Below are 1,800 nucleotides of genomic sequence, written 5' to 3'. Positions count from 1 at the left end.
GGGGAGTCGCGGAGATTGGCGCGCGGCCGCGCCCCGGCGGCCGAAGCTTCGGGAGACGGCATGGCGGCCGGCGCAGACGACGAGGCCGGGCTTCCCGGCATTTCGCTCAGGGAGTCCCACCTGCAGGCCGACAGGGTGGCGCGGCCCTGGAGCTGGCGGCTCGTGATGTTCCTGCGCGCCGTCGCGGTGTTCGAGCTCGTGAGGGGGCTCGTGTTCTGGGGGCTGCTGATCGGATCCGGCGGCGCTCCGCTCGCGCTCGACCGCACGCACGCCTCCTGGTTCGTCGCCTGCACCTTCTTCGCGGTGGCCGATCCGGTGGCGGCCGTCGGGCTGTGGCTCGCCACCGGCTGGGGCGTGGTGATCTGGCTGCTGGCGACGCTCGGCCAGCTCGTCTGGGCCGCCTCGGCGTCGCCGGCGTCGCTCGGCCGCTGGCTCGCGGCGCTGATCTCGGTCGCCGCGGTGGCCGCCTATGTCTACCTCTCGATGCGCGCGCGCCGCGAGGTCTCGTGACAGGGCGCCTGTTCAGGCCGGTCTACTTTCCAGTAACCATTCGAACCCTTGAGGCATTTGAGGCAAAAATGAAGATCGATTCACGTTTCGACGGGTAAGGTCTTGTTGACTTAGGGCGACAACCCTTTGTTCAGTCTAAGAAATAAAGACAATTTTCATCACGCCATTTAAGCGCATTTTCACAGGCTCAATCCTATCTTCCTGATCAACGAGGCGCGTGACTGTGGCGCTGCCTCAAGATGATCAAGAATACAGGAAGGCGTCAGCCATGAAGAACGTCGCCCGCCGCGTTGAGCCCGAAGTCGCCGATCCTCGCCAGTCGGAAGTTCGCCCGCTCTACCTCGAGGCGCTGACCCTGGTGGAGCGGCTGCACCGCCGCCTGCTGGACGTCATCAAGGACGAGTTCGACCGTCGCGGCCGGTCTGACATCAACAGCGTCCAGGCGCTGCTGCTTTACAACATCGGCGACGCCGAGCTGACCGCGGGCGAACTGCGGACCCGCGGCTACTATCTCGGCTCCAACGTCTCCTACAATCTCAAGAAGCTCGTCGAGATGGGCTTCCTGCATCACCAGCGCTCGCGGATGGACCGTCGTTCGGTTCGGATCAGCCTGACGGAGCGCGGCCGCGAGATTCACGACATCGTGGACCAGCTCTACGCCAAGCATGTCCGCACCATCGAGCAAGTGGGCGGCGTCAGCGCCGACGACTTCAAGACCCTGAACGTCGCGCTGGTCCGCCTCGAGCGGTTCTGGACCGACCAGATCCGCTTCCGCCTCTGACCTTCGGCGGCCAAGGCCGCGCCCCTGTGGAAGCGCCGCGATCCTGTCGCGGCGCTTTTTGTTTGCGCGCTTCACAGAGCGCCATGGTGGACACGTTTGGTTGCAAGCCGCTCAGGCGCTTGGCGCCGACATCGTTCCGCCTCAAACCAGTGGCCTTTCGACGGGATGTTCGGCGCAAGCGCCGGCCTGTCGTCTTGCGGGACCTGCGGTCTTCGAAGCCATCCGGGCGAGGATCGTGACGAGCAAGGCCAAGTCGGGGTTCATTAACCACGGTCTGGCAGCTTCGCCGGAGGTTTTGCCGGGTTGGGGCTGGCGGCGAGAGTGCGGGAGCTTGGCATCGTGACGGAACGGCCTTCGATGATCGTGGCGACGCGCCGCGAGGCGCTTCGGTTCGGACTTGGGGCGGCTGCGACGCGGAACGGGCCGAAGAACCGCTTCTTGACCGCGTCGAACACCGCCTCGCCGGCGGTCATGTCGCCGCCGCCGACGAAGATCGCCGTCGACTTCTT

2 protein-coding genes and 1 pseudogene are annotated in these 1,800 nt (G+C 65.7%); 2 read left to right on the top strand and 1 reads right to left on the bottom strand.

From position 1 onward, the window contains the following. The coding region (locus ACIKT0_RS17790; RefSeq protein ID WP_407106666.1) for a DUF6163 family protein at window positions 1-510 on the top strand (510 nt) is incomplete at its 5' end. A 268-nt stretch (window positions 511-778) separates the two neighbouring features. After that, on the top strand, window positions 779-1,291 hold the full coding sequence (gene ldtR, locus ACIKT0_RS17785; RefSeq protein WP_183396296.1) for a transcriptional regulator LdtR: 513 nt from the start codon (window positions 779-781) through the stop codon (window positions 1,289-1,291). Window positions 1,292-1,697: 406 nt separating this feature from the next. On the opposite strand, the pseudogene ACIKT0_RS17780 reads toward ldtR, so the two are convergent. After that, a pseudogene (locus tag ACIKT0_RS17780) lies at window positions 1,698-1,800 on the bottom strand (methylene-tetrahydromethanopterin dehydrogenase N-terminal domain-containing protein); the annotation flags it as partial.

This window comes from Hansschlegelia beijingensis, from assembly GCF_045505405.1.
GTDB lineage: Bacteria > Pseudomonadota > Alphaproteobacteria > Rhizobiales > Methylopilaceae > Methylopila > Methylopila beijingensis_A.
The sequence above is the reverse complement of the archived record's forward strand: the minus strand, read 5'-3'. Positions and strand labels throughout refer to the sequence as shown.